25 protein-coding genes are annotated in these 26,435 nt (G+C 58.4%); 8 read left to right on the top strand and 17 right to left on the bottom strand.

Annotation, left to right across the window (positions count from 1 at the left end):
• Nucleotides 1-108 precede the first annotated feature (108 nt).
• Nucleotides 109-1,200, top strand: a complete 1,092-nt coding sequence (gene ribA, locus BM069_RS14285; RefSeq protein ID WP_093324698.1) for a GTP cyclohydrolase II — start codon at nt 109-111, stop codon at nt 1,198-1,200.
• Nucleotides 1,197-1,691, top strand: a complete 495-nt coding sequence (locus BM069_RS14280) for a L,D-transpeptidase family protein (protein WP_093324697.1) — start codon at nt 1,197-1,199, stop codon at nt 1,689-1,691. Before ribA ends, BM069_RS14280 begins: the two co-directional genes overlap by 4 nt.
• A gap of 3 nt (nt 1,692-1,694) precedes the next feature.
• Here BM069_RS14280 and BM069_RS14275 read toward each other — a convergent pair whose 3' ends face one another.
• The 5 genes from BM069_RS14275 to BM069_RS14255 form a co-directional block, all read right to left on the bottom strand.
• Nucleotides 1,695-2,087, bottom strand: a complete 393-nt coding sequence (locus tag BM069_RS14275; RefSeq protein WP_093324695.1) for a hypothetical protein — start codon at nt 2,085-2,087, stop codon at nt 1,695-1,697.
• 64 nt (nt 2,088-2,151) lie between these two features.
• Nucleotides 2,152-2,808: a YggS family pyridoxal phosphate-dependent enzyme gene (locus BM069_RS14270; RefSeq protein WP_093324694.1), complete on the bottom strand. Its 657-nt coding sequence runs from the start codon at nt 2,806-2,808 to the stop codon at nt 2,152-2,154.
• A gap of 111 nt (nt 2,809-2,919) precedes the next feature.
• On the bottom strand, nt 2,920-3,828 hold the full coding sequence (locus BM069_RS14265) for a porin (protein WP_093324692.1): 909 nt from the start codon (nt 3,826-3,828) through the stop codon (nt 2,920-2,922).
• Between the two features lie 406 nt (nt 3,829-4,234).
• On the bottom strand, nt 4,235-5,113 hold the full coding sequence (locus BM069_RS14260; protein ID WP_093324691.1) for a porin: 879 nt from the start codon (nt 5,111-5,113) through the stop codon (nt 4,235-4,237).
• A gap of 372 nt (nt 5,114-5,485) precedes the next feature.
• Nucleotides 5,486-6,373, bottom strand: a complete 888-nt coding sequence (locus tag BM069_RS14255) for a porin (RefSeq protein ID WP_093324689.1) — start codon at nt 6,371-6,373, stop codon at nt 5,486-5,488.
• Nucleotides 6,374-6,666: 293 nt separating this feature from the next.
• On the opposite strand from BM069_RS14255, the gene BM069_RS14250 reads away from it, so the two are divergent.
• Nucleotides 6,667-7,185: a DUF3576 domain-containing protein gene (locus BM069_RS14250; protein WP_093324688.1), complete on the top strand. Its 519-nt coding sequence runs from the start codon at nt 6,667-6,669 to the stop codon at nt 7,183-7,185.
• 60 nt (nt 7,186-7,245) lie between these two features.
• On the opposite strand, the gene BM069_RS14245 is transcribed toward BM069_RS14250, so the two are convergent.
• Nucleotides 7,246-8,505 carry a glycosyltransferase family 4 protein gene (locus BM069_RS14245; protein WP_093324686.1) on the bottom strand — a complete coding sequence of 420 codons (1,260 nt, stop codon included), beginning with the start codon at nt 8,503-8,505 and terminating at the stop codon, nt 7,246-7,248.
• Nucleotides 8,506-8,695: 190 nt separating this feature from the next.
• Here BM069_RS14245 and leuS point away from each other — a divergent pair, with 190 nt between their 5' ends.
• The 4 genes from leuS (at nt 8,696) to BM069_RS14225 (ending at nt 13,474) form a co-directional block, all read left to right on the top strand.
• A complete protein-coding gene (leuS, locus tag BM069_RS14240) occupies nt 8,696-11,260 on the top strand; it encodes a leucine--tRNA ligase (protein WP_093324964.1) in 2,565 nt (854 codons plus the stop codon).
• Complete coding sequence (gene lptE / locus BM069_RS14235) at nt 11,250-11,747, top strand: LPS assembly lipoprotein LptE (RefSeq protein WP_244503630.1); 498 nt, start codon at nt 11,250-11,252, stop codon at nt 11,745-11,747. The genes leuS and lptE overlap by 11 nt, the downstream gene beginning before the upstream one ends.
• Nucleotides 11,744-12,769 (top strand): DNA polymerase III subunit delta, encoded by a 1,026-nt coding sequence (gene holA, locus BM069_RS14230; protein ID WP_093324685.1) that lies wholly within the window; start codon nt 11,744-11,746, stop codon nt 12,767-12,769. The genes lptE and holA overlap by 4 nt, the downstream gene beginning before the upstream one ends.
• 111 nt (nt 12,770-12,880) lie before the next feature.
• Nucleotides 12,881-13,474, top strand: a complete 594-nt coding sequence (locus tag BM069_RS14225) for a glutathione S-transferase family protein (RefSeq protein ID WP_093324683.1) — start codon at nt 12,881-12,883, stop codon at nt 13,472-13,474.
• A 49-nt stretch (nt 13,475-13,523) separates the two neighbouring features.
• Here BM069_RS14225 and BM069_RS14220 read toward each other — a convergent pair whose 3' ends face one another.
• From BM069_RS14220 to dgcN, 3 genes are all read right to left on the bottom strand, one after another.
• Entirely contained in the window at nt 13,524-14,384 is an 861-nt protein-coding gene (locus BM069_RS14220; RefSeq protein WP_093324682.1) for a D-amino-acid transaminase, read from the bottom strand.
• A 10-nt stretch (nt 14,385-14,394) separates the two neighbouring features.
• Nucleotides 14,395-15,357: an N-acetyl-D-Glu racemase DgcA gene (gene dgcA, locus BM069_RS14215; protein WP_093324961.1), complete on the bottom strand. Its 963-nt coding sequence runs from the start codon at nt 15,355-15,357 to the stop codon at nt 14,395-14,397.
• Nucleotides 15,358-15,545: 188 nt separating this feature from the next.
• Entirely contained in the window at nt 15,546-16,547 is a 1,002-nt protein-coding gene (gene dgcN, locus BM069_RS14210; protein ID WP_093324681.1) for an N-acetyltransferase DgcN, read from the bottom strand.
• Between the two features lie 296 nt (nt 16,548-16,843).
• Between dgcN and BM069_RS14205 the strand changes: the two genes are divergently transcribed.
• Nucleotides 16,844-17,803: an L-malyl-CoA/beta-methylmalyl-CoA lyase gene (locus tag BM069_RS14205; RefSeq protein WP_093324679.1), complete on the top strand. Its 960-nt coding sequence runs from the start codon at nt 16,844-16,846 to the stop codon at nt 17,801-17,803.
• 235 nt (nt 17,804-18,038) lie between these two features.
• Here BM069_RS14205 and BM069_RS14200 read toward each other — a convergent pair whose 3' ends face one another.
• The 8 genes from BM069_RS14200 to BM069_RS14165 all read right to left on the bottom strand — a co-directional run bounded on the left by BM069_RS14200 (nt 18,039) and on the right by BM069_RS14165 (nt 26,384).
• Nucleotides 18,039-18,308: a hypothetical protein gene (locus BM069_RS14200; RefSeq protein WP_093324678.1), complete on the bottom strand. Its 270-nt coding sequence runs from the start codon at nt 18,306-18,308 to the stop codon at nt 18,039-18,041.
• Nucleotides 18,309-18,339: 31 nt separating this feature from the next.
• Nucleotides 18,340-19,332: a hypothetical protein gene (locus BM069_RS14195; protein ID WP_093324676.1), complete on the bottom strand. Its 993-nt coding sequence runs from the start codon at nt 19,330-19,332 to the stop codon at nt 18,340-18,342.
• Nucleotides 19,333-19,340: 8 nt separating this feature from the next.
• Nucleotides 19,341-22,745: a glycoside hydrolase family 99-like domain-containing protein gene (locus BM069_RS14190; RefSeq protein ID WP_139216212.1), complete on the bottom strand. Its 3,405-nt coding sequence runs from the start codon at nt 22,743-22,745 to the stop codon at nt 19,341-19,343.
• Nucleotides 22,746-22,750: 5 nt separating this feature from the next.
• Nucleotides 22,751-23,194: a hypothetical protein gene (locus tag BM069_RS14185; protein ID WP_093324673.1), complete on the bottom strand. Its 444-nt coding sequence runs from the start codon at nt 23,192-23,194 to the stop codon at nt 22,751-22,753.
• Nucleotides 23,191-23,568 (bottom strand): hypothetical protein, encoded by a 378-nt coding sequence (locus tag BM069_RS14180; protein WP_093324672.1) that lies wholly within the window; start codon nt 23,566-23,568, stop codon nt 23,191-23,193. Before BM069_RS14180 ends, BM069_RS14185 begins: the two co-directional genes overlap by 4 nt.
• Nucleotides 23,565-24,467, bottom strand: a complete 903-nt coding sequence (locus BM069_RS14175; RefSeq protein WP_170846753.1) for a hypothetical protein — start codon at nt 24,465-24,467, stop codon at nt 23,565-23,567. Before BM069_RS14175 ends, BM069_RS14180 begins: the two co-directional genes overlap by 4 nt.
• A 209-nt stretch (nt 24,468-24,676) precedes the next feature.
• Nucleotides 24,677-25,462, bottom strand: a complete 786-nt coding sequence (locus BM069_RS14170) for a glycosyltransferase family 2 protein (protein ID WP_093324669.1) — start codon at nt 25,460-25,462, stop codon at nt 24,677-24,679.
• A gap of 1 nt (nt 25,463) precedes the next feature.
• Nucleotides 25,464-26,384, bottom strand: a complete 921-nt coding sequence (locus BM069_RS14165; protein WP_093324668.1) for a glycoside hydrolase family protein — start codon at nt 26,382-26,384, stop codon at nt 25,464-25,466.
• Between the last annotated feature and the right edge of the window lie 51 nt (nt 26,385-26,435).

Here is a 26,435-nt window from a genome sequence, read left to right as displayed (position 1 = left end):
CAACAAGATTTACTGCAATCGCTTCACGCCCTCGTGTTTCTGTGAGGTCAAATGTTTCATATTGCTGCAAAGGGGGCTACATGTGATGCGCTAAGTCGCGAGGACCAGATGAGTTTTTCACCAGACATCGTCGAACGCATTGCCCGCGCCCGTGCAGACCTGCGCATGGGGGTGCCCATCGTCATGACCGGCGGCGGTCAGGCTGTTCTGGTGATGAGCGCGGAAACACTGGACCGTGATCGCCTCGCTGACCTGCGTGACCTAGGCGGCGTGCCTCATCTCGTCATCACCGGCCGCCGCGCCGAAACGCTCAAGGCTCGCGCTTATGACGGCGACATTGCCCGCGTGCGCCTGCCTTCGGATGCCGACCTCACATGGCTGCGCGCTATTGCTGATCCCGCTGACGACCTCCGCACCCCGATGAAAGGCCCGCTCGCCACTGAACGTGATGGTGCGCCTGACCTGCACCGCGCCGCGATCAAACTGGTGAAATCCGCGCAGCTCCTGCCTGCGGCTCTGGCCCTCACGCTCAAGAACGCCGCCACCTTTGCGCTGGAACACGGCCTCACCGTGATTCCCGCCGACCTCGCCGCGCCTCATCTTGCAGCATCGAGCCCTCTGCACCCTGTTGTGCACGCCCGCCTGCCAATCCGCGCCGCAGACGCCGGCCGACTGCATATATTCCGTCCCGAAGACGGCGGCGAAGAACACTATGCCATCGAAATTGGCCGCCCGGCGCGCGACAAACCCGTCCTCGCGCGCCTGCATTCCGCCTGCTTTACCGGCGATGTTTTGGGCTCTCTGAAATGCGACTGCGGCCCTCAGCTCAACGCAGCGCTGATGCAAATGGGCGGCGAAGGCGCTGGCGTTCTGCTCTATCTCAACCAAGAGGGTCGCGGCATCGGCCTTGCCAACAAAATGCGCGCCTATTCTCTTCAGGATCAGGGTTTTGATACAGTCGAGGCCAACCACCGCCTTGGCTTTGAAGATGACGAACGTGATTTCCGCATCGGCGCCAAGATCCTCAAAGAATTGGGGTTTTCCTCGGTCCGTCTTTTGACCAACAACCCGCGCAAGATTGAAATGATGGAGGCCACAGGCATTTCGGTCGCCGAGCGTGTGGCGCTGAAAGTTGGCGAAAACGCCCACAACACGGCTTACCTCGCCACCAAAGCCAGCAAATCGGGCCACATGCTGTGACCCCCTTCGATCTTGTACTGACCAAACGCGGGGTGCGTTTCATGGGGCAATACTTCCCCTGCACCATAGGCAAGGGCGGTATCCTGACCGACAAGCGGGAAGGCGACGGAGCCACGCCGCGCGGGCATCACAAAATCACCGGCCTGCTCTACCGCGCCGACCGCCTGCCTGCGCCCGCGCCATGGGCGCAACCCATCGGCAAAGACGACCTCTGGTCCGACGCCAGCGGAGATGCGCACTACAATCAACTTGTCCGCGCGCCTTATGCGCTCAGCCACGAGCGCTTGCGCCGCGCCGATCCACTATATGACATGATCCTGCTGACAGATTGGAACTGGCCTGTTGCGCAATCCGGCAAAGGTTCCGCGATCTTCCTGCACAGCTGGAGACGGCGGTGCTACCCAACAGAAGGCTGCATCGCCTTCCGCCGCGATCACATGGCATTCATGGCCCGCCACGCCGCTCCCGGAACCAGCGTGATCGTGCTCTAGAGCTTATTCAGGGTAGTCGCGCCGCGCCTTTGCATTGCCGCTAACCCGATTGCCATTCCGCGCCGTGACCTTCCATTCATAGGTGTTCACGCCATTAATCGGACAGGGCCCGCGATACTTGAATGTGCCCGCCGGAAACCGTCCATCCGCCGGCACCGCAAGTCGCTTGCTGCCACCGCGGTTGGCTGCGGGCGTGTTCAGATTGCGGAAATAGAACTGCACGGTCGTTGTACCCGCCGGAATATCTGTCAGGACAAACGCCGGACTGTTCACCGACTTCGGGTTGCCATTGTTGCAAAACGGGATATCGCCCCAACTGTCAAATCGCAGGGAAAACTCCGCAGACGCCGTGCCGGCGCTCAGGCAAAGCAGGAAAATTCCGGTAAAAATGCGCATGGTAAAACCTCTGAAACAAAATCTGTCCGCCTCACAATCGCACATTCAGCGGCAGAGCGCACAATCACGTTTGCGTCGGGCGCTCGCCAAAAATCGCAGAGCCAACCCGCACACAGGTCGCCCCAAGCGCCACCGCCCGCTCAAAATCACCGCTCATGCCCATGCTCAAACCCGCAAGCCCGTTGCGCGTCGCCAGTTTGGCAAGCAATGCGAAATGCAGCGACGGCTCTTCATCGACCGGCGGGATACACATCAATCCGACAACCGGCAGTTCCAACGCGCGGCAGTCCGCGACGAATCCATCGACATCCGCAAGCAAAACGCCCGCTTTCTGCGGCTCCTCACCGGTGTTCACCTGAATGAAAAGATCAGGACAGCTACCGGTCTCCTGTGCCAGTCGCGACAGCGTCTTTGCCAACTTCGGGCGATCCAGAGAATGAATGACGTCAAACAACTCCATCGCCTGCCGCGCCTTGTTGGTCTGCAACGGTCCCAAAAGATGCACGGACACGCCGTCGAACTGTTCCTTGAAGCCGGGCCACTTGCCGGCGGCTTCCTGCACCTGATTTTCTCCGAAAACTCGGTGCCCCTCGGCCAGAACATCCGCGACCCGCGCGTCTGGCTGTCGTTTGCTCACCGCAATCAGATCGGTCGCGCCCACAGGTCGGTCCGCGGCCTCTTCGGCCTTATGTATCTTGGCAGTGATCTCAGTCAGCGACATAGCTGTCTCCGTTTCGGCTGGCGTTGGCGCAAAGAACACCAACATCGCGCAAAAGAAAAGAGGCAGCGCAACAGCGCCGCCTCTCTCGTAGCCTAAAGCCAGTGTCGAGGATCAGAAGTTGAACCGCAGACCCAGGTCAGCTTGGTTTTCGCCGTCTTCGTCGGAAACAACACCACCAACGAATTCCGCACCGCCGAGGTCGTGATTGAAGCCCACACCCCAGAGAGTTTCCGTTGCCGATTCATCGTCTGCAACGAATGCGGTCAGAACAGTCGCCGCGCCAACACGTGCGGTGCCGCTCAAACGCCATTTTTCGGTGCCGTCGTTGTCGGCATAGCCTGCGCCAACGCCAAAGTTACCAAATGTTGCACCTGCGGTCAGGATCACTTTGTCGTCGATCGACAGATCACCGGTCTGATAACCACCAGCAACAAACCATGTGTCCTGCTCATACGCTGCGAACAGGGCGGTACGGTCGCTGACGGGGCTGTGGGACAGGTGGCCGGAAATGCCGTTGCCGGAGTACAGAACTTCCGCGCCGTTAGCGCCGCCACCAGCGGAGCTGAACATATCCCAGTTGTCGCTGGTACGAGTTGTTTTAGCAACAGCGTTGAGGTCGCCCAGTGCGGTCAGACCAACTTCACCGCCATAGAGGCCAGGCATTTCTTCGATGGCGCCTTTGATGTTGCCTACGGCAACTTCAACACCGCCGGCCCGAACACCAACGCGAGGTGCGGAAACGCCTGATGCATTTGCTTGGTTGCCGGGAGTGACAGGGTCGCCATCAACGCCGGTGTTCTCGCCACGAACACGAACGCGGGCAAAGAACTCCAGACCGGAGTCGGTTTCAGTCGCCGCATCAATGTTGAGAGTAAAGCGGTTGTGGATACCTGTGTTGTCCGCGGAAACGGAGCTGTCGTGTACGATACCGAAGCGTGCGTCACCGGAGAAGGTGATGTCTGCGGCGGCTGCGCCAGCAGTCAGAATAAGTGCCGAGGAGGCAAGGAGAACGTTTTTCATAACACTTCCTAGAGTTGGGTTGTGGGTCGAGTGACCCGTTTTCGGGTTCTCGTCGCCTCTTTCGACGGGCAATGCAGCGCACACAACACCCAACTCGCGCCGCGCCGCGGTGGCCTCAATTATCGGCAAATTTCCGACAATTGCGTCGGCAAGCTCCCGCCACAAAAGGCGCTTTTCGGGTCAAATGGCCCGAATCTTGGTTAATCAAATATCTAAAATTTAATGCAGATTAGACACGCTCCCGCCGCGCGCGTTTCCTGCGCCCTGTGTTCGAATCAACGCTTCTTGCACTTACAGAGCTCCAAGAGCCTGCGCGGTGATCACAATGGCTGATCACAAGAAGTTGCGCACACAAAAGGGCGGGTCCGAAGACCCGCCCTTCCAACCTGATGGCTGTAGGCCTCTCTTAGAAAGAGAAACGCACACCCAGATCGGCCTGGTTTTCGCCGGTGCCGTCTGCAACAACGCCACCAGCCAGAACCGCGCCGCCCAGGGAGTGAGTGAAACCCAGACCCCAGATGGTTTCTGCCGCGCTCTCGTCGTCAGCCACAAACGCTGTTACTTTGGTGCCCGCTCCAAGTGCAGCAGAACCGTTTACACGGAACTTTGCGTTGCCATCTGTGTCACCGTAAGCGGCACCCAGACCAAAGTTGCCAAGCGAACCGCCGGCAGTCACAAGCCAAGTGTCGTTCGCAGAGCCTGCCGCCGCGTCATCTTGATAGGCCGCTGCAACGGTCCAGTCGCCAAACGCGTAGGATGCGTTCAACGCGGTAAGGTCGCTCACGGGGCTGTGCGACAGGTGCGCGCCAAATGCGCCCGCAGAATAGAGAACTTCAACACCGTTGACGCCTGCGCCAGCAGAGCTGAAGGAATCCCAGTTGCCGGTTGCAACAACGTTGAGGTCACCCAGACCGGTCAGACCAACCGCGCCATCATAGAGACCCGGGGTTTCTTCAAGTGCGCCTTTGATGTTGCCGACCGCAACTTCAACGCCACCGACCGACATACCTACACGCGGTGCGGAAACACCGGAGTTAGTGATGCCCGCTGTGCCGGAATTGCCGCCACGAACGCGAACGCGGGCGAAGAACTCGATACCGGAATCGGTCTCGGTTGCTGCGTCAATGTTCAGGGTGAAACGGTTGTGCAGCGCCAGCTCGTCAGCTGCGCCGGTTGTGGAGTCGTAGAGAACACCAAAGCGTGCACCACCGGAGAAGGTAATATCTGCCGCTGCGACACCAGCAGTCAGAACAAGCGCCGTAGAGGCGAGGAGAACGTTTTTCATGACACTTCCTATTGTTGTTTTAGCGCACTGAGGAGCCCGTGAATTTGGGCGCGCGCAACTCTCCTATCACCTGATTTTTTTTTGCTCACAAGCGCCTAGTTACCCTTGATTTTTCACACCCCGGAACCGGCGGCGGAAATCCCCTCAACGGTCGGCAATTTATTGCTCAAATTCTATTTACTCGATAAATTTCAATTATTTACAAAGGAATGATTTTGCCAGATTGCCACATCACGCGGCACGCCACGACCCGAATTTTCGGTGATTTCGACACGTTCTCCGACACCCGAATTCGCTCGATCTTGACAGCGCAAAAGAAAAGGGACGGAACCGAAGTTCCGCCCCTCTCTATGATGTATTTCTTCTTCTGAATTAGAAGGAGAAACGAACACCCAGGTCGGCCAGGGTTGTGCCGCCGGCGGTGCCTGCAACACCACCTGCCAGAACCGCGCCACCCAGGGAGTGGGTGAAGCCGAGGCCGTAGTTCATGTCAACACCAGCGGTGTCTTCTTCTGCAACGTATGCGGTTACAGTTGTGCCCGCGCCGAAGGAAGCGGAGCCGTTCAGGCGCCATTTCTGCAGACCGTCGTTGTCACCGAACGCAACGCCAACACCGAAGTTACCGAAGGAACCGCCAGCGGTCAGAGCCCACTTGTCGTTCGCTGTGGTTGTGCCGTCCTGGTATGCACCAGCAACAGTCCAGTCACCGAAGTTGTAGGACGCGTTGAGCGCGGTGCGATCGTTGGACGGGCTGTGCGACAGGTGTGCACCGAAGCCAGCGTTGGAGTAGATCACTTCAACACCGTTGGAGCCAGCGCCCGCGGAGGAGAAGGAGTCCCAGTCGAATGCTGCAACGGTGGTGTTACCTACCAAGTTGCCCCAGCCCAGACCGGTCAGACCAACTGCGCCGTCATAGATGCCAGGTGCGGATTCGTACGCGCCCAGGATGTTGCCGGTTGCCAGGGTGAAGCCCGCTACGGACATACCAACGCGCGGTGCGGAAACACCAGAGTTGGTCAGGCCGGCAACGCCGGTGTTGCCGCCACGAACGCGAACGCGTGCGAAGAACTCGATGCCGGAGTCGGTTTCAACCGAACCGTCGATGTTCAGGGTGAAGCGGTTGTGGATCTGGAGTTCGTCAGTTGTCAGCGAGTCGTCGTATACAACACCGAAACGTGCGGAACCGCCAAAGTTGATTTCTGCTGCAGCCATGCCCGCGGTCGCGATCAGCGCGGTGGTTGCGAAGAGAACTTTTTTCATGAGTTTTCCCTCGAGTTTTCCAATTCATGAGCCCAACACGGAGAATCCCGCGCTGGGTATGAGCAAGGGTTTCGCTCTTTTGAGGGTCCGTTTGCAAGAAATCCGATGACGCGTTTCTCATTGTGAATAGAAATGGTGCAGACATGTCACACTCGTTCCAGACACATCAAACCCGCCCAGTCTGATTGCATGCTGTTTCCGCGCGCACGCGCGCGAGGCAATTCGACTATTCACCTTGCCGAATGCGATTGGCTTGGCTAGGACAGTAACGGGACATTTCTAAAGGCTGTACCATGGACCTATTCCGCCGCACGGCAATGATTTTTATCCTGAGCGCACTGGCGCTGACCACCGCTTGCGGAAACAGGTCGGCCGCGCCTCAAAGCACCGCGATCGGATCTGGATCCGGCGACCGCGACGTCACGGGCAACCCGCTTGATGGATACAACTCGTCAGACAGCAACAAAACAGAGTCGATCTGGACGATTTTCGGTCCCGACAACAGTGATGTAACGCTGAGCGTCAACAAATACCTCTGGGCAGCCTCTCTGGATGTTCTGAACTTCTTGCCCATACAGACCGTTGATCCGTTCTCCGGCGTCATCTCCACAGGGTACGGTACCCCGCCGGGCGGCGGTCAGAGCTATCGCGCCACTGTTTATATCCGTGACGCAGCACTGGATGCGCGCTCTTTGTCCGTGGCGATGCAGACGCGCAACGGACGCGCGGTCTCCGAAGGCACCACACGCGCAGTCGAGGATGCGATCCTCACCCGCGCCCGTCAAATTCGGATTGATGACAGCCGCTTCTAATCGCAGGCAAAGCATTTAAGACAAAGGCCGCCGTTCCGTGCGGCCTTTTTTTGTGACCATCTAAACGGTGACATCACCAGCGGGCATGTCAAAGAGCTGATCAATCCACGCCAATTGTCGCGGCAGACACCGGCTCTCCAGATCATAGCCCTCTACGGCAAAGGCGCGCGCAGCCTTGCCCATACCCGCCCGCATCTGCGCATCATCCAACACAAGACTGATCTCATCGACCATTCGGTCCCCATCAAAAAACGGGAACAAGCGTCCGGTTTCCCCGTGGGTGATCACTTCCTGCAACGGCGCGGTGTCGCTGGCCACAATCGGCGCGCCAATGGCCATGGATTCGATCAACGACCAGCTCAGCACAAAGGGATACGTCAAATAGACATGCGCCCGGGTGATCTGAAGCATGGAAAGGAACCGATCATAAGGCACCTTCCCAAGGAAATGCACCCGCTCCCAATCCGGCGTCGCGATCTTGCCGCGCACCTCGTCTATATAGATCTGTTTCCACGTCCGCCCTTTTGGCGGCGCCGCGCCATAGCTCACCTCATCACCGCCAACGATGAGAACCTGCGCATTCGGACGCTCCCTGAGCAACTTCGGCAACGCCCGCATAAACACGTGATAGCCACGATACGGTTCCAGATTGCGGTTCACAAAGGTGATCACCTCATCTTCGCGCGTCAGAACGCGACCGCCTTCAAGCTCAAAAGACGCATCCGCGTTGGGCTTCACCACATTTGTGTCGATCCCGTCGTGAATAACCGAGATCACTTTTTGCCAATCCTCAGGATAGGTTCCTGCCTGAAATTTCGTCGGGCTGATGCCAAGATCCGCGACCCCGCGGTGCATCATGTTGTTCATGTTCTTCAACCGGAGCCGGATGGTATCAGTTTCCTGATCCGTCTTGGGGAATTCCGGATCAAACCCAACATCATTGTCTCGGTTGGAATAATACAATTCGCAATACAGGCCGATCCGTGCCGTCGGCCACAGATCCCGCAGGAACATCGGCTCGCCCCAACCCGGATGGGCCACAATCACATCAGGGGTGAATCCTTCGTCCCGCAGCTTGCGCGCAGCCACAAAACAGCTTTCAGCCCGCAGCATTTTGGTTTCAAAATCCACCAGCCACGGATGCAACCCCTTGGAAGGCGCGCGCTTGATATCATATGGCACCAGCCGCACGCCCTTCCACGAACCGGCCTCCTTCACCCGCAGCGTCAGACTCACAACGTCATGTCCGCGCTCCACAAGCGCCGGAGCCAGATGTTTGAACTGACCGGGAAAGTTCTGGTGGATAAAGAGGATTTTCATGCTGCCTGCCCGCGAAATAGCGCTGTTTAGCGAATGTATATCGCAGAATCTGGCCTCCGTAAGCCTGCAACCGGTGCATTTTCATGGCTCGGCACTGGACCGCGACGCCAAGCCCGCCTATCAGATTGCCGGAACAATTGTCGCGCATCCGCCGCGACCGCCGCAATTTGCAAACAAAGGTAACGCCCCCATGTCGCGCTACACACCCGCCGAAATCGAAGCCCGCTGGCAGGACGCCTGGACCAAGAACGAGACCTTCAAGGCCGTTCGGGATGAACAAAAACCCAAGTATTATGTGCTTGAGATGTTCCCCTATCCCTCGGGCAAACTGCACATGGGCCACGTGCGCAACTACACCATGGGCGACGTGATCGCGCGCTACAAAATTTCCACCGGCCACAACGTGCTGCACCCGATGGGTTTTGACGCCTTTGGCATGCCGGCCGAAAACGCCGCGATGGCCTCCGGCGGCCACCCCAAGGACTGGACCTACTCCAACATCGACACGATGGTTGAGCAGATGAAGCCGCTGGGCCTCTCGCTTGACTGGTCGCGGATGTTTGCCACCTGCGACGTCGATTACTACGGCCAGCAACAGTCGCTGTTCCTCGACTTCCTCGATAAAGGCCTCGTCTACCGCAAGAACGCAGTGGTGAACTGGGATCCGGTCGACATGACCGTGCTTGCCAACGAACAGGTCGAAGGCGGCCGCGGCTGGCGCTCTGGTGCGCTGGTGGAACGCCGCGAGCTGACACAATGGTTCTTCAAAATCTCTGAACATTCTGACGAACTGCTGACCGCGCTCGAAAGTCTGGACAACTGGCCCGCCAAGGTCCGCCTTATGCAGGAAAACTGGATCGGCAAATCGCGCGGTCTGGAATTCGGCTTTGAACGCACCGACGCAGGCGAGCCGATCACCGTTTATACAACACGCCCAGACACTCTTATGGGCGCGTCTTTTGTTGGCATCTCGCCTGATCACCCGATTTCCAAAGAACTGGAAGCCGACAATCCAGAACTGGCCGCCTTCCTTGCCGAATGCCGCAAGGGCGGCACCACCGAGGAAGCCATCGAAACGGCGCCCAAACTCGGCTACGACACCGGCATCCGCGTGAAACACCCGCTGAAACCCGATTGGGAACTGCCGGTCTGGATCGCCAACTTCATCCTGATGGACTACGGCACCGGCGCAATCTTCGCCTGCCCAGCCCATGACCAGCGCGACCTCGACTTCTGCCGCAAGTATGACCTGCCGGTTGTCGACACCTTCTTTGCGCTCGACGACCAGACACCCGTGGACACCACCGCATTTGTTCCGGGCAAGGAAGAAAAGGTGAAATGGGTCAACCACTTCGCCGGATTGGACGAGGCCACAGGCCAGGAAGCCATCGACACCACAATCGACTTCGCTGAAAAGACCGGCTGGGGCAAAGGCGTCACCAACTTCCGCCTGCGCGACTGGGGACTCTCCCGCCAGCGCTACTGGGGCTGCCCGATCCCGGTTGTCCACTGCGACAGCTGTGGCGTGGTGCCCGAGAAGAAAGAAAACCTGCCGATCGAATTGCCCTATGACGAAGGCGGCAAGCCGATCGACTTCTCCGTGCCCGGCAACCCGCTGGACCGCCACCCAACGTGGCGCGACTGCGCCTGCCCGACCTGTGGTGCAGCCGCCAAACGTGAAACCGACACCATGGACACCTTTGTCGATAGCTCGTGGTATTTCGCCCGATTCACCGCACCAAAGGCAGACACCCCGACCAACATGGAAGACGCTGCCTACTGGATGAACGTCGACCAATACATCGGCGGCATCGAGCACGCGATCCTGCACCTGCTGTATTCGCGTTTCTTCGCCCGCGCGATGCACATCTGCGGCCACCTGCCGGAATCGGCTAAAGAGCCGTTTGACGCGCTCTTCACCCAAGGCATGGTGACCCACGCGATCTACAAACGCGAAAACCAAAGCGGCCGCCCGACCTATTTCTACCCCGAGCAGGTCGACCTGCGCGACGGCAAAGCCTTCCTCAAGGAAGATGGCTCCGAGGTCGACATCGTGCCTTCCGCCAAAATGTCAAAATCCAAAAACAACGTGGTGGACCCCGTAGACATCATCACGTCCTTCGGTGCCGACACCGCCCGCTGGTTCGTGCTGTCTGACAGTCCGCCCGAACGTGACGTGGAATGGACCGCGTCAGGTGCCGAAGCGGCCTACAAACACCTCTCCCGCGTGCACCGCATCGCCACCGACGTGGCCGAGATGCCCGCCGGTACAGGCCAAGGTGACGAAGACCTCCTGCGTGAAATGCACAAGGCGATCCGCGACGTGACACTTGGCGTCGAAAGCTTCGGCTTCAACGCGTCCATCGCCAAGCTTTACGGCTTCACCAACACCTTGGCGAAGTCCAAGGCGGGCGGCGACGCCAAACGCGAAGCCACCAAAGCGCTCGCCCAACTTATGGCCCCGATGACACCCCACCTGGCTGAGGACATCTGGCAGATGCTTGGCGGCGAAGGTCTGGTGATCAACGCCCCGTGGCCCGTTGCGGATGAGGCAATGCTGGTTGAGGCCAACGTGACCATGCCCATTCAGGTCAACGGCAAACGCCGCGGCGAACTGACCGTTCCCAAGGACATGCCGAAGGAAGAGGTTGAAAAACTCGTTCTCGCGCACGAAGCTGTCACCAGCCGGCTGGAAGGGGCCCAGCCCAAGAAACTCATCGTTGTCCCCGGCCGGATCGTGAACGTTGTTATATAACCGTCGCAACTTTCTTCTGCTCACCGCAGCCACCGCCCCCGCGCTGGCTGGCTGCGGCTTTGAACCCGTCTATGGCACCTCCGGTGCGGCTCAGGGCCTTTTGGGTCAAGTCGTCATGGACGAGCCCAACACAAACGAAGGTTACCTTCTGGTGCGCGAGCTCGAAGACCGTCTGGGCCGCACATCGGGCGGCAAATACGGTCTGAGCCACGCCATCAAAACCGAAGAAAAAGCCGTCGGGAAAACCGTGGCGCAAGTCACCTCGCGCTTTGATATTGTTGGCGAAGTCACTTACGCGCTGCGCGATCTGGAAACCAGGGAAGTTGTCACAAGCAACACAGTCAACAGCTTCACCGGCTACTCAGCCAGCGGTTCCACGGTCTCCGAAGTGGCCGCCCGAGAAGACGCATACGAGCGCCTGATGGTGATTTTCGCCGACCGCATCGTCGCCGAATTGCAGGCATACGCCACCACCAACGCGCTATGAAGCTCTCCGCCCGCGACGCAAACCGCTACTTCGGCAAACCCGATCCAGACCGCACCGGCGTCCTGATTTACGGACCCGACGCGATGCGCGTGGCGCTCAAACGACAAGAACTCATCGCCGCACTGATCGGCCCGCAGGGCGAAGAAGAAATGCGCCTCACCCGCATTCCGGGCGCCGAACTGCGTAAAGACAAGGCGAAACTGCACGACGCGATCAAGGAAGTCAGCTTCTTTCCCGGACCGCGCGTTGCCTTTGTCGAAGACGCCAACGACACCGCCGCGCCCGCCATTCTCGCCGCGCTCGAAGATTGGACCCATGGCGACGCGCAAATCGTTGTCACCGCAGGCCAACTCAAGGCCAGCTCGAAAATCCGCAAAGCCTTTGAAAACCACGCCCGCACCTATGCCGTGGGCATTTACAACGACCCACCCTCGCGCGAAGAAATCGAAAGCGATCTCACCGCCGCAGGTCTGAAAAACATCGACCACGAGGCGATGACCGACCTCTTCAACCTCTCGCGGGAACTGGATCCCGGCGATTTCCGGCAAACGCTCGAGAAACTGGCCCTCTATAAACTCAACGATGACCTGCCTGTGACCTCCGAGGACGTCGCCGCCTGCGCGCCGGTCTCAACCGAAGCCGCGCTCGACGACATTCTCAATATCGTCGCCGAAGGCCGCGCTCAGGAACTTGGCCCCGTGCTGCGCAAACTCGAGGCCCAAGGCACCAACCCGGTCTCTCTGTTGATCGCCGCCACCCGCCACTTCCGCGCGCTTTACACTGCCGCTTCCGATCCTGGCGGCGCTGCACAAGGCATTTCCCGCATGCGCCCGCCCATCTTCGGCCCCCGCCGCGACCGCATGTTGCGTCAGGCGTCGGGCTGGGGGGCACCAAAACTGGAACAGGCCCTCACCGGCCTCACTGACACCGATCTGCAACTGCGCTCCGCCGGTCAACGTGCCCCTGATATGGCGCTTGTCGAACGCCTCTTCCTGCGTCTGGCCATGCTAGCGCGCAGATAAGCGCAACCTCGGCCGAAATACTCACCGAACAAACCCCGCGTCATCCGCCACACTCACGGCTTGTGCCACCAACCGCCTCTTGGCACTCTGTGACTCAAAGGGAGACACAGCATGTATGACGTTATCGGAAGTTCCACCAGCCGCGCATTCCGCGTCATGTGGCTGCTCGAAGAATTGGGCCAGCCCTATACCTACATTCCGGAACTGCCGCAAAGCGACGCCGTTCGCGCGCTCAATCCGTCGGGCAAAATCCCCATCCTGCGCGACGGCAACACAGTGATCACCGACAGCACGGCGATCCTCACTTATCTCGCGGACAAGCACGGCGCGCTGACCTATCCCGCCGGCTCACCGGAACGCGCGCAACAAGACAGCGTCACCCAAACGCTTCTTGACGAAATTGAGTCCCAGCTTTGGGTCGCCAGCCGCCACAGCTTTATCCTGCCCAAAGAAAAACGCGTGCCGGAAATCAAGCCGACCCTGATGTGGGAATATGAGCGCAACATGGCTCTCATGATGAACCGCTGCAAAGGCCCCTATCTGATGGGCGAGATGTTCACGATCCCCGACATCATCCTCACCCATTGTGCGACATGGGCCAAGGCCGCGGGTTTCCCGACGGACAACGCGGATCTCTTCGCCTATATCAAAACCACCCGCGCTCGCCCCGCCTTTGGCGCGCTGGTGGAAAAGACCCGCAAATAAAAGAGGCGGGGCCAAAACCCCGCCGTCTTAACTCCGCTACAACCTGAAATCAGATCGCAGCCTTCAGGCTCTCATCCAGATAAATCTCGCGCAAGCGGGTTGCAATTGGCCCCGGTGTGCCATCGCCCAGCGCCACGCCGTCGATCTCCACAACAGGCATCACAAAGGCACTGGCAGAGGTGGTAAACGCCTCATCCGCGCCCTGCGCTTCTTCAATGGTGAACAGGCGTTCTTCAATTTTCAGCTGTGCCTCCGCCGCCATCCGCAGCACCGCCTTGCGGGTGATCCCGTGCAGAATGTCGTTGCTCAGCGGGCGCGTAACGATCACGCCGTCTTTCACGAAATACGCATTGTTGGATGTGCCCTCGGTCACATGACCATCTTCCACCAGCCATGCATCGTCGCAACCGGCCTTCTTGGCCATCATCTTGCCCATCGACGGATACAAAAGCTGCACTGTCTTGATGTCGCGACGGCCCCAGCGGATGTCCTCGATCGAGATGATCTTGGCGCCCTTCTTGGCCGCAGGGCTATCCGCCAAACCCGGCTTGTTCTGAGTGAACAGCACGATCGACGGCGGTGTGTCGTCAGACGGGAAAACAAAATCTCGGTCGCCGTCGGATCCACGTGTGACCTGCAAATACACAAGCCCTTCAACGATGCCGTTCTCCTCCACCAACTTGCGGTGAATTTCCAGCAACTCGTCTTTGCTGCAAGGCTCAGCCATGTCGAGCTCATCCAGCGAGCGCTTCAAACGCACCGCGTGGCCTTCAAAATCGATCAGCTTGCCGTCCAGAACGGATGTCACCTCATATACCGCATCCGCCATCAGGAACCCGCGGTCAAAAATGGAAATCTTGGCGTCTTCTTCCGGCAGGTATTCGCCATTGACGTAAACGGTGCGGCTCATGTCTTACTCCTCAGCCCCAGAGCGCCGCGCTAGGCGGATGCACTCCGGCAGTGTCAAAAATCAGTGGTTGGTCACGGTCTTCGGCCAACAGAAGCGGTCCGTCAAGGTCTGTCACCATTGCCCCCTGCGCAACCAGTGTCGCAGGGGCCATCGCAAGCGAGCTGCCAACCATGCAGCCCACCATCACCTTGTAGCCCTCGGCCAACGCCGCCTCGCGCAGTTTCAGCGCTTCGGTCAGCCCGCCGGTTTTGTCGAGCTTGATGTTCACAACATCATATTTACCCTTCAAGTTGGCCAATGTGGAACAGTCATGTGCGCTCTCATCAGCACAGACTGGCACCGGCCGTTCCATCCCGATCAGCGCCTCATCTTCACCCGTCGGCAAAGGCTGCTCCACCAACGCCACACCAAGCCGCACCAGATGCGGCGCAAGATCGGCATAGACCTCCGCCGACCAGCCTTCATTTGCGTCCACAATAATCGTCGATTTCGGCGCGCCCGCCCGCACAGCCTCAAGCCGCGCCATGTCATCCGGTGTGCCCAGCTTGATCTTGAGAAGCGGCCGATGCGCATTCTTCGCCGCCTGCGCCTGCATCTCCGCAGGTTCCGCCAGCGACAAGGTATAGGCCGTGATTTCCGGCTTTGGCGCTGGCAAACCCGCCAACTCCCACGCCCGTTTTCCGGCCTTCTTGCACTCCAGATCCCAAAGCGCACAATCCAAAGCGTTGCGCGCGGCCCCTGCGGGGAGCGTATAGAGACCTTGCCGCGACACCGGCCCTGTGACGCTTTCGATTTCCGCCGTCACGCTCTCCAGCGTTTCGCCATAGCGCGCATAGGGCACACATTCGCCCCAGCCCACATGCCCGTCATCCTCGACCTTCACAGTCAGAACCTTCGCCTCGGTCCGCGATCCACGCGAAATGGTGAACACCTGCGCCAGTTTGAACACATCAGGAGTGACGGTGATTTGCATGAGCCTGCTTTCTTTTCGGGACAGCCTGAAAACTTCCGCCCGACCGTCAGGGCGGGCTGCGCCTGCCTGCCCCTCGGCAGGCGCATTTGCAACGCCCCACACTGACGAGACGCCACGCTTTTTGCGATGCTAGTGAGAAACACTCACCGAACACAAGCGCCTACCTAGGCAGGCGCAACCTTCGCGCATCAGATCGCCGCCAGCGCATCCACCAGCTTGCCCGCACCAAAGCGGAACGGATCGATTGTCGGCAGCCCCATCTCAGCCTCCACCTCAGCCAGATAGGCCTTTGCCTCATCCTCGCCCATGTGCTGCGTGTTCACCGACACCCCGACAATTTCACAGGCCGGATTGGCCACTTTGGCCAACGGCAAAGCGGTGTCCCGCAACGCCTGCAAGGACGGCAAAGTGTACTCAGGCAAGCCACGCATATGCTCGCGTGTCGGCTCATGCGCCAAAATTAATGCATCTGGCTGGCCGCCATGGATCAGCGCCATGGTCACACCGGAATAGGACACGTGAAACAGCGACCCCTGACCCTCGATGTGATCCCAGTGATCTTCGTCATTGTCCGGTGTCAGATATTCCACCGATCCAGCCATGAAATCCGCCACAACCGCATCCAACGGCACGCCGTCGCCGGTGATCAGAATGCCAGTCTGGCCCGTCGCGCGGAATGTCGATTTCATCCCTCGCTTGCGCATTTCTGCATCCATGCACAGCGCCGTGTACATTTTGCCAACCGAACAGTCGGTGCCCACGGCCAGCACGCGCTTGCCGCTGCGCACTTTCCCATTCGCAATGGGATACTCGACCTCCGGCACGCGCACGTCATGCAACTCGCGCCCCGTCGCCTCGGCCACCGCGACCAGATCCGGCTCGTCGCGCAGCAGGTTGTGCAGGCCAGAGGCCAGATCAAATCCTTCCTCCAGCGCCATCACCAGCACCTTCTTCCACGCCTGCGAAATCACGCCACCTCGGTTTGCCACGCCAATCACCAGCGTCTTGGCTCCCGCTTCGCGCGCCTCAACCAACGTCATGTCCGTCAGCCCCATATCGGCCTTACAGCCCTCCATCCGGAACTGCCCCACAGCATTCTCCGGACGCCAGTCCTTGATGCCCTGCGCCACTTTCGCGGCCAACTGATCCGGCGCATCGCCCAGAAACAAAAGATACGGTGTCTTGATCATCGCGCGACCCTTTCGAACTTCCCCAAGTCAATCTTGTTGACCTATATTTGCCCACGCATCGCGCAAATTCCTTTCGAACCTCCCGACATTTCCCAAACAGTTCGAAGATTCTTCGAAAATCACGCGACGTTCGAGAAACATTCTCCGATTCTACGGCAATTCCCCTCGAATCTCCCGCAACCCTGCCGCAACGCAGCGTATTATGCCGCAGGCGCGAAATTTGCCTTGCGAAGAATGGCGCAACTTCCTAACACTTCACGCAAGCCAGACGTAATTTCCTTACCGAGAGACCTGACATGAGCTTCCGCATCCAACCCGCCGCCCCGGCCCGCCCGAACCGCTGCCAACTCTTTGGTCCTGCCTCCAACACCAAACTGTTCGCCAAAATGGCGGCCTCTGCGGCGGATGTGATAAACATCGATCTCGAAGATTCCGTGGCCCCGTCTGACAAAGACATGGCCCGCGCCAACGCAATCGAGGCGATCAACACCATCGACTGGGGCAAAAAAACCCTCTCCGTACGCATCAACGGTCTGGACACGCCATACTGGTACCGCGACGTGGTGGATCTGCTTGAACAGGCCGGCGAGCGCCTTGACCAGATCATGATCCCCAAAGTGGGCTGCGCCGAAGACATCTACGCCGTGGACGCCCTCGTCACCGCCATCGAGGCCGCCAAAGGCCGCTCCAAGCGCATCGCGTTCGAGGTCATCATCGAATCCGCCGCCGGCATCGCCCACGTCGAAGCCATCGCCGCAGCCTCCCCCCGCCTTGAGGCCATGAGCCTCGGCGCGGCCGACTTCGCCGCCTCCATGGGCATGCAGACCACCGGCATTGGCGGCACGCAGGAAAACTATTACATGGTGCGCGAAGGCGAAAAGCACTGGTCCGATCCGTGGCACTGGGCGCAAGCCGCCATCGTCGCCGCCTGCCGCACCCACGGCGTCTTGCCGGTTGACGGCCCGTTCGGCGACTTCTCTGATGACGAAGGCTACATCGCACAGGCCAAACGCTCCGCGACCTTGGGCATGGTTGGTAAATGGGCCATCCACCCCAAACAGATCGCGCTGGCCAACGAGGTATTCACCCCGTCCGAGGAAGCGGTCACCGAAGCCCGCGAGATTTTGGCCGCGATGGAACAGGCCAAGGCGAACGGCGAAGGCGCCACGGTTTACAAAGGCCGTCTGGTCGACATCGCGTCCATCAAACAGGCCGAAGTGATCGTGGCCCAAGCCGAGTTGATCGCCGCCGGCTAATCGCCTTCCGCGTTACACCCCCAGAGGGGCCGTCATGGCCCCTTTCCATTGCAGAGATCACAATCGGAAAAGTTGCACGCTATCCCTCCGCTTTTCCGAGCGGCAAAGGTGAGACCTGCCCCCTAAGTTTCCTCCACATCACAGAGAACGCTTGGTTCCTGTTGTGAGCGCCTTGCAGAAAGAAATTTTTTGCGCATCGTCCGGTATCGGTCGGCCGCGGACAATGCATAAGGCGTCAGGATGAAGGCGCGGCTTTCGAGGGGCATAAAACGAGGCCGCGCGCCTGAAGACCGGCCTCGATCGCGGCGGCTTTCTTTAGGTACTCCGGCATGTCGAGGGCCCAGCTTTCGCGATCCTGATCCGACAAGGCGCCTTTGTGCGGTGTGTGGCCCTTTTCGAGCTGATCCATGGCCCAGAGAACGTTGGCCAATTTGCGTCTTGGAGAGTTTGGCCCGTTCACGGTATCTGAAGGGGTGTCTGCGGCCTTGAGTGCTGTTTTGGTCATGAGAAAAGTCCTTTGACAATTGAAGTTGCTGTTAAAGTGATGGTGAGTGTTGCTGAAGGAACAAGAGGCGGCACATTTCGACCCATGCTTCGGAGGTGATGGCATTGCGGTGGACACAGGTTTGTGCGGGAAACGCCGTGGCGTCGGTGAAGTCGATCCGGCCATTTGTGCGCTTTGCCAGCCCCTCGTTTGTCCTTGCGAAGTGACGGGTCGCAGTCGCGATTTCCTGTTCTGTGTAGATTGTCGAGCGGGACCTGTCAGGCGCGATCTTTTGCAATACGTCAGAGGCGGCGCGAATGAGTGGCTGGGTCGAAATGTCCGGCCTTGCGACCACATTGGCCATCCAGACTGCCAGCGGGTTTTGGGAAACGTTGGCATTCTCCGGCGCGACAGGGGCCAAAGGCAGATCCGCGGGCGACAGGCCCGTCTCGCGCAGAAAGTGGCCGAGCACGCCGCCTTCGCTTTTGGAAGCCTCTGAGTAGGAGGCAAAGCCAATGGCCTCTGTGCCGAAGTGGTTGGCAAAAAAATCGAGAAGTTCGTGGTAGTTCAGGAACAGGCCCGAGCAGGTGTTGGTACGCAGACTGCTTGCCAGAAAATCCATCCAGCCTGGGGGTTGCTGGGTTTTGGAGATTTGCAGATAGATCGATTGGATGTAGCTGAGCTGATCTCGCAACAAACCGACGACCCGTACCTCCTCAAACCGGTTGAAAACCGGTTTCAGGGCGGCGAAATCCACGCGGTGGTCCGACCGGGAAAACTCTTCGCTGCTCATCACCACCACGCCGTGGCGCGACGCGTATCGATCCGCCAAGTCATGCCACGCCGCGAGTGTGTCCGGAAAGACGTGATAGATATCCGGCAGATGAACCCATTGGGCGATGTAGCCGTGGTGCGCATAGCCCACGACGCGATCCGGATAATAAACACCGTGCTGATGCAGCAGGTCACGGTTCACCATGAACGCGTTCTGCACCCAGCTGGTTGCGGTTTTATGTGTGCCGACATGTAGCATCAGTTTCGCCATTGGGGTCCTCAGCTTGATGACGTCGGCTGGGTAAGTCCGGCCAGCGTTTCTATGGATTGGACGGAATACCCGCCGACCTGAGAGGACAGCGCGATAGCCCGTTCAATTGCGTGCGCAAGGGTGCCATCGACTTGTCCGGCTTCCTCTTCGAAATCGTCCCTGCAAAGACCCAGTTTCTGCAAAGCGACAAAGCAGGTCAGGCGACAGAAGAACATGGTGCCGGCCACAAACGGTTGCGCGAGGGTGTCGCCAGATAAAGAAAGTCCCATGCCCTCTGCGAGAGTGCCGAGGTGAACGCTGTTTTCCTGAAAATGATCGGACAAAGGCAAGAGTTGGGACGCCGGTCCGGCGACGCCGAGATCGGGATCGCAGTCAAAGCTGGTGATAATCCGGTGGATGACCTTTTGGTCCAGAAAGGGCCGATAGAGTTTCTTGCGCCAAGAGTCTCCGTCGGTGCGATGTGGGGATTTTTTGGTATGAAGTTTGATGACGAAGTCGAGGTTGGCGCTTCGAAGGTGGGGCAAAAGGGTCAAAAAAGGCAGAACATCGCGACCACGGTTCTCAAAGACAAAGACCTGCCCACGTAGTCCGTACCGATCCAGAAGCCCCTTGCATTCGGTGTCTTTGCCGGCTTGCGTGGTGATGAAGATTTCAAAGCCAATCGCGCGCGTAGCGACTTCCTCCAAAATTTCCTCAAGAATATCAATATAGTAAGCGTGAATAACGATGCCCGTCACGGAGGGGTGGGTTTGGGCGACGTTCCGGTCTTGGGCAAGGCGGGGCGAGTCCAACGCTATCAGTCGGTCAAATCCGTTGTTCTTGTCCGGCTCCAACATGGCGCCGTGGTGCCAGTTGTTCCACCCGTCCAGCAAAACGAACCTTTGGGACGGTGCGCGCATCTCTTCCGCGTCCAGACCTGCTTCAAGGACGGCCTGAAACATATAGGGCGCGCCATTGAGGAGAATAAGACCGTCGCGACCGTTCCGGGGGCTGTTGTCAAAGGAAACAGGCAGAATGCGTCTAGCATTGCTCGGGCTTGGTGAGCCGCCAAAATAGCGGGACATAGCCTCGAGATAATCATGAACCTCAATATTGGTCTGATCGCGCAGGCGGGTGAACCCCTTTGCCTTGGAAAGGTCAGTATCGGACGGAAAGACACAAAACAGATCGTCAAATCCGGTGGGTGAATTTCCGTCGATGGCCAGACCTTCTCCGCAGAGATGGATCGCTCCCAGGCCTGCGGCGTGAAACCGTTTTCGGATGGTGTCGATCAAAGGCGTTGCGTCGTGACAGGGTTGCTCACAGCGCAAGACGAGCAAGGGTTTGTCACCAACCTTGATCGGGTGCCCTGCCTGATACAGTCGGATCACGGCATCGACGACGTCCGCAAAACGGTCCTTTGACTTGTCTGTGCCTTGCCAAGAGAGGCGGATCGAAATCCGGAAGTCTGATGAGGATTGTCTGAACAGAGGTGTGAGGGCCTTGGGCAAAGGTTGCGCGAGGTCAGACACTGTCAGACAGACAACAAAGCCACTGATGCCAAAAAGCTTGGCCAGCAGAATTTGCCGCGTGATCTGGGTGGTATTGGTGAGGTCATATTGACCGAGAACCGTGGGCATTTTGGGCTGTTTGTGGGACGAAAACAGGGGGGTGGCTTGGCTTATCTGCGCCCATCCGAGGGCGGGGTCGGCATCCAGCGGAAAATTGGCGGCGAAATCGGGATCATACAGCGCGTATCGCGGGATCGCTTGGCGTTGGATCAAGGCAGCTGCGGCGCGTGGGTTGGTAGAGGCACCACCCCAGTGAAACGACTTGAAGAAAAGCGGGCCGGTCTCGCATTGACAGGGCACAAAATCACCGTCGACTTCCACCTCGCAGTCGAGCACACACAGGTCGTGACCGCTCAGCGTGAGCCCCGTAAATGTGGCGATGGCGTTGGAGAGGTCATCCTTGCCAACATCGCAACAGAAGTGGTGGCGCAGCACCTCTGCATTCGCTGCGAACAGATCCGGCCGCAGCCAATCCACCCCTGACAGCGGGCGTGTTTGGGGTGTTGGGCCGTGCAGGATGTCTCTGGCCACCAGATCCGCGCCAAGAGACCCACCAGACACAAAGATATCCTGAGCAGTGTGGTGCAGGACCGGTGCGACCGCAGCGCAGGATGGTGTCGTGGTCAACGTTTCTAGCAATCTGGCTATTGCTGCAAGATCGCTTCGCGTGGTGTCGCGCATAGCGACGACCCGGGGTGCCGTCGCGCCCAGAAGTGCAGCGATCAGTGCGCTCCAACTGCTGCGAGCGCGGCCAATGAAATTATCGCGGGGAAGGCCAAATGCGCGGAGTTTTTGAGCCAACGCTTCGGAGCGCCGTGCGGTACAGGCCACGTGAATGTCTGACGGGGCCACTCCGGCGTTCATCAATTTGAGCACCATGTCCTGCGTCCATTCACCTACATTCGTGGAAAAAAGAACGAATATCGCGGCATCAAACTCCTGCCTTGGGTCAGGTCTGTCTTGGCGCATTGGACCCGCCGGAGAGGCGATACCAACAGGTTTGGCCAATCTGCGCAATCTACGGCGTGCTCGGGCAATGTCGCGACGCCTGAGCAGGAAGGTCTCTTGTTGAATGTCCTTGGCCTCCACGTCGTGGAGGTGGGGCGGCCTGCGCAGGCGACAGAGTTTCTCTTTTTCCGGTGTTGTTAGGTTCTTGGATAGCTTGCCCCACCTGAGGAAATGATACAGCGGGCGTATGATCCGGTGTTCGCGATCCGAATAGCGATTGCTGTACCACTGGAAATTGAAGTGCGCCCATGGCGCCGCCAGATCGGAATCCCCGTGGCTGGCAAATGCGGCGAACTTTTGAAACGACGACCCCCGCGCCTGTGTGGTCTCTGTCGCAATCTTTCGGAGATCAACGTATGCGTTGGGGGGGAGGTGGCGGGCGGATCCGACATGCGCGAAATGGAAAAAAGCTGGTTGGTTTGCCGTAAGGGACGCGACGCTTCGGTAATGTTTGATGTCAAAATAAGGTGAGGGAGACACGAGGTTTTCGCTAAAGATGTGCCAGAAACCCTCGGGTGTCAGACCCTTGGAAATGAGGTCGGGCCGGCAATAACTCATGTAGTCAAAGTCAACCAACGGGTGCGGATCAGAAAGCTCTGCCAATCCGATTTCGCAAAAATCCACCAGCGCGGCTGCGACGTCGATATGGGTTCTTTCCGCATAAAAGACTGCGTCAAAGATTGGCAAAACCTCTGACTGTATTGCTGGGGAGGCTTCGTGAAACAAATCAAGGAATTCAACGGCGTACAGGGGCGCCATGCCCCAATGTTTCTTCAGTGTTTCTGAAGGAAACAGCGGGCTGGACATGTAGCTGTCGACAAACCTAAGTGTTGTGTCTGCAAAAAGTGATCTCAAGCGCCTCAGCCTCCCAACATAGAGATCCAGAACTTGTGATCCGCCTCGGCCGCCGCGCAGGGCAGTCTCCACTCCAGATGTCCGCGCCCGATGAAATGCCGCTCGGCTGTGTCCAGTCGCCCCGCCCTCAGTTCTTCAGCGACGTCCGGATAGGTTCGGACATACCAGTCGCTGTCAAAATTGGCAGGCAGGGCGGAGCGTTTCTCGAAATAGCCGTATTCGGCGTAGTGCTCGGTCGGAGTTGTCGGCGCTCCGCCATCCAGAGCCCGCGCGATGTCCTCGTTGTCATCCCGATAGTGGGTATCGTTGATGCCGGTTGTACGGATCGAGGAGGCGATGAGACCCTTGACGATTCTGGCGCCTAGATCCGTGGGGGTTGCAAAGGCCTGAAAAAGAGCGTCGAGGTCGGGGCGTCTTTCGAAGGTTTTCGGGTGCGGAAAATAGTTCAACTGCCCTCCTCCGGTTTCAAATGGGTGAGAATACAAATCCCGAGATCGCGCGTGTCGGTGGTTTTCGGGTGAAAGGCGCGGGTGACAGCCAGCGAAAAAATGTCTTTAGGGGCGGTTCGATCCGCAGGTTTGGGGATCACAAGCCAAACCGGCTCTCCGGCTTTTAGCTCAAGCGTGGCAAACTGGTGCTCTCCGAAACGAATAACAAGCGCGGTGTCACCTGCGACTTCGGGGCGGAACATTTTGAGGGCATAGCCAAGCGCCGGCGCATTCGCGGCATAGGACACTCTGAAGTATGGGGAGGACCACCCGTCCCCCCAAAAGCCGCCGCTCTTTTCCTCCCATCCGTCGTCTGACGGATGGATCGCAATCAAGCGGTGGTCGAGAAATGGCCGGACCTGATCAGATTTTGCAAGAAAGCACTCCGAGAAAAGCGTTTCATTGCGAAGTGCCTCGACTTGAGTTTTGCCAGTGACCATGTTCCCTCCTTTCTGGCGAAGTTTTCGATCCAGATCAGAATCGAGCGCAGGTCGAGATCGGCCGGTGCCAAAATGCTGGCGGCCGAGATGTCGTCCGGCGCGGGCTTGCGGGGCCGCACGTCAAAAATGGGTTTCCCGAGAATGGTGGCCGCTGCGATCTGCCAATCCTGCGCTTCGGTTTCTGACGCGAGAATGAGGCAGCGAGAGCGGCCTATTGCATCAAGTGTGCCGAGCTCGTCCGTTGCAGCAGACAGGAAGGAACCGGAGATCGTCGTCCAAGGGAAATATCCGGCGTTGAGCGGCTGTGAGGAGGGCTGCAGCGGAGGTCGGCCATCCTTGCTCTCAAAGATCAGCGCGTTCAGCGTGTGCCTGATGTCTTCTGACGTATCGCACATGGGGTTTGCCAGCGCGGGAGGTTCAAACACAAATCCAGCAGTCGCTGCATTTGGCAACTGTGGCTTCAGTCTGCGCAGGTCTTTGCCGGATTGGAGCAGGCACCCCGATACCCGCTGTATTGGGAGGTCGCGTGCATGCGTGGTGTCGAGAGCGTCTTTAGGGACAAAGAGGATATTGGTAGCGCTGCTGTTGAGGCCGTTCAGAAGACTGCAAAGGGCCTCGTGGTGCCGGCGGCAATAGACGATGACATTTGCGATCTCTGAAGGCTTCCAGACCTCGGATTTGCGGATTGTTTCGGCATGAGGCACATGCAGTCGCTTGGGCGCGCACGTTATGTCCAGTGCGGTCGTTGTGGCAAATGCGTGGGACAGGGCAACAAAGAGATGCCGTGAGATCAAGGAGGCGTTGCCCTTTGTAAAAAAGGGGGCAACGACTGTGAGTTCTGAACCAAAACCAATCACAAGAAAACGAACTAACCAATATGCCAACGCGCACATCCAACGCGGAGAGCGCTTCTCGTTCATACAATCTTAGGTAGGGTTAATTTTCAGTTAATGATGCTGGGCAGGCGATGGGGGCTGGCAGAAAATACCCTGAGGGCGTCGGGTTAGTCGTCGTTGGAGGTATCCGGCAAAACGTATACAGGGTCGCGATTGTTGACGAAGTGTTCCCGTCGTTTTTTTACATCAAATTCGGGGTAGTCGTAGGCGTTCAAAAGGGAGAGATGCCGGTGGCGCACCGAGGGGGCGATCGCGCAGCCTATGCCGGCTTCTTTGGCGTGTTTATACATGCGAGTATCGAGCGCATAGACTATTTTGGACATCATGCTCTTGCGGGCCATGATCAACCGCCCCGGTGGGTTGAACGGATCAATCAGCGCCTCATCCGGAGGCGTGTCCGGCAGAGTCCGTTCCGGGCTGCGGGTTTTGATCATCATCACCGCTTGGTTGGGGGGCAAATCAGGCACCAGAGCTTCAGTGTCTTCCACCGGGATAAAGTCTCGCTTGTCCACATAAGAGCCCAAAAGACCCAGCTCCGGATGATCATCCATCAACGCGTTCATGCGACCAAGCCAGCAGGGATCAGTGTCAAAAACAGTGACATCGCTTTCGATCGCGACAACCTTGTCAGCGGGGCCGTTGACGTAATCCCGAACGGTTTTCAAAATGCGCTGGGGGTCGTTTTCATCGTGCCATTCTACCGCATGAAACATGCCGCGACGTTCAAAGCCGCGCACCACGTCGCGCACCATGGGATCGTCGGACGCATTGTCCGTCAGCACGAAGCGCGCAGGGTGGCGGGTATAGCGATAGAGGCTGTCCAGACAGGCCCAAAGATAGAGCGGGCGGTTGCGGGACAAAATGACGACTGTGATTGGCTCAGGTGCGGTCATTTCAGGCCCCGTCGTTGGCTCGGATGGCATAGCCGATCGTCGTGAGACCATAGGTGTTGCCACAATAGATCATATAGGTTTTTCCCTGAAACGATACGACCGTCGCATAGCACTGCATCTCGTGATCCCAATCCCCTGACTGTGGTGGGTTGAGAAAAGCGTGTTCGCTATCGCGCCGCGTCCAGTGTGTGCCGTCAACGGAAGTCGCATAGCCGATTTTATATCGGCGCAGCGTGTCATCAACGGGATCAAAACGCCCACGGGAGCAATACCACATTTCATACCCCTCCGGACAAGGAAGGACACTGGCCCGTGTCAGCGCGCCTTCGTGCTCTCCTGCCAGCGCAATAGCGGGGATTTCATCCTGTGTCCAAGTTCGCAAATCGTCGGAAACTGCATGCCGGATATCTGTTCGGGGTTCTGCATCGATGCCGTCTTTGCGAAACCAGGAGCGGAAGCTTGTGAACCAGAGGTGCCATCTTCCATCGGTGCGTATGAGCTGCGCCATACCTGCGCCGAATGGATTGTCCTTTCCACCGGTCACAATCGGTGTGGTGCCGACCTTCTGAAGGGTTGCGCCACCGTCATGACTTTCCACGATGCTGGTCGATATTTCGTAGGGCCTGTCGTTCAGAAGCCGCATTCCCCCGCCCGCAAAAACCACGTGATCGCCATCAGATTGGGCGCTTGTGATGCCTACGCTTTGGCTATCAAAACTCCCCGGGGGACCAGGCAGGAGCATATGACCTTGCGAAATCGACAAGACCTCAAAGTCGCGAGAGGGGTCAAGTTCGGCCATGATCGTTGAACCGCGATTGTTTACGTCGCGCGCGGCCACATAAACCCGCCAGAGAGTGTCGGAGACAGGGAGAACGACCGGAACCTGAATATGGGAGTCCCACCATCGGTGCGTCTTCGGCACCGAAAGGAGTTTCCCTTTTCGAATCCAACTTGATCGCATGCTTTGCACTCC

The sequence above is a fragment of the Shimia haliotis genome, from assembly GCF_900114415.1.
GTDB lineage: Bacteria > Pseudomonadota > Alphaproteobacteria > Rhodobacterales > Rhodobacteraceae > Shimia > Shimia haliotis.
Note: the sequence above shows the minus strand (reverse complement) of the source record. Positions and strands in the feature narration are given on the sequence as shown.

Coding starts and splice junctions, on each gene's coding strand:
- ribA (WP_093324698.1), top strand. CDS start 109: ATGAGTTTTTCACCAGACATCGTCGAACGCATTGCCCGCGCCCGTGCA.
- BM069_RS14275 (WP_093324695.1), bottom strand. CDS start 2,087: ATGCGCATTTTTACCGGAATTTTCCTGCTTTGCCTGAGCGCCGGCACG.
- BM069_RS14270 (WP_093324694.1), bottom strand. CDS start 2,808: ATGTCGCTGACTGAGATCACTGCCAAGATACATAAGGCCGAAGAGGCC.
- BM069_RS14265 (WP_093324692.1), bottom strand. CDS start 3,828: ATGAAAAACGTTCTCCTTGCCTCCTCGGCACTTATTCTGACTGCTGGC.
- BM069_RS14260 (WP_093324691.1), bottom strand. CDS start 5,113: ATGAAAAACGTTCTCCTCGCCTCTACGGCGCTTGTTCTGACTGCTGGT.
- BM069_RS14255 (WP_093324689.1), bottom strand. CDS start 6,373: ATGAAAAAAGTTCTCTTCGCAACCACCGCGCTGATCGCGACCGCGGGC.
- BM069_RS14250 (WP_093324688.1), top strand. CDS start 6,667: ATGGACCTATTCCGCCGCACGGCAATGATTTTTATCCTGAGCGCACTG.
- BM069_RS14245 (WP_093324686.1), bottom strand. CDS start 8,505: ATGAAAATCCTCTTTATCCACCAGAACTTTCCCGGTCAGTTCAAACAT.
- leuS (WP_093324964.1), top strand. CDS start 8,696: ATGTCGCGCTACACACCCGCCGAAATCGAAGCCCGCTGGCAGGACGCC.
- holA (WP_093324685.1), top strand. CDS start 11,744: ATGAAGCTCTCCGCCCGCGACGCAAACCGCTACTTCGGCAAACCCGAT.
- BM069_RS14225 (WP_093324683.1), top strand. CDS start 12,881: ATGTATGACGTTATCGGAAGTTCCACCAGCCGCGCATTCCGCGTCATG.
- BM069_RS14220 (WP_093324682.1), bottom strand. CDS start 14,384: ATGAGCCGCACCGTTTACGTCAATGGCGAATACCTGCCGGAAGAAGAC.
- dgcA (WP_093324961.1), bottom strand. CDS start 15,357: ATGCAAATCACCGTCACTCCTGATGTGTTCAAACTGGCGCAGGTGTTC.
- dgcN (WP_093324681.1), bottom strand. CDS start 16,547: ATGATCAAGACACCGTATCTTTTGTTTCTGGGCGATGCGCCGGATCAG.
- BM069_RS14205 (WP_093324679.1), top strand. CDS start 16,844: ATGAGCTTCCGCATCCAACCCGCCGCCCCGGCCCGCCCGAACCGCTGC.
- BM069_RS14200 (WP_093324678.1), bottom strand. CDS start 18,308: ATGACCAAAACAGCACTCAAGGCCGCAGACACCCCTTCAGATACCGTG.
- BM069_RS14195 (WP_093324676.1), bottom strand. CDS start 19,332: ATGGCGAAACTGATGCTACATGTCGGCACACATAAAACCGCAACCAGC.
- BM069_RS14170 (WP_093324669.1), bottom strand. CDS start 25,462: ATGACCGCACCTGAGCCAATCACAGTCGTCATTTTGTCCCGCAACCGC.